Raw genomic sequence first — 265 nt, 5'->3', positions numbered from 1 at the left:
TTGCGTGCTGTGCGTCGATCCTTTTTTGTCCGCCACCGACGCGGGCGGCGGCACGCTTCGTCTCGAGTTCGGCGATCGTCGACGACATCCATCTCTCCCAGGGCGCAGGGATTGCCTACCTGCCGCGCGTGACGGGCAAGGGCAAATGTGAAGTTGCGAAATTGCGAAAAACAAGTTTGCGAACTACGCTGTGGGCATGACGAGGGAATGATGAGGCAACGTCTTTATGCTGGCCGGCAATTGCGCGCGTTGCGCCATGACGCCG

The 265-nt window shown here is 60.0% G+C and carries 1 protein-coding gene; it reads left to right on the top strand.

Going from position 1 to position 265, the window contains the following annotated elements; translation table 11 throughout:
• Positions 1–200: hypothetical protein (locus CVH10_RS26920; RefSeq protein WP_219924955.1), on the top strand; the 200-nt coding region annotated here is incomplete at its 5' end.
• Positions 201–265: the final 65 nt, after the last annotated feature.

Source organism: Halomonas sp. ND22Bw, assembly GCF_003011945.1.
GTDB classification, from domain to species: domain Bacteria; phylum Pseudomonadota; class Gammaproteobacteria; order Pseudomonadales; family Halomonadaceae; genus Halomonas; species Halomonas halophila.
This window is presented reverse-complemented; position numbering and strand designations above follow the sequence as displayed.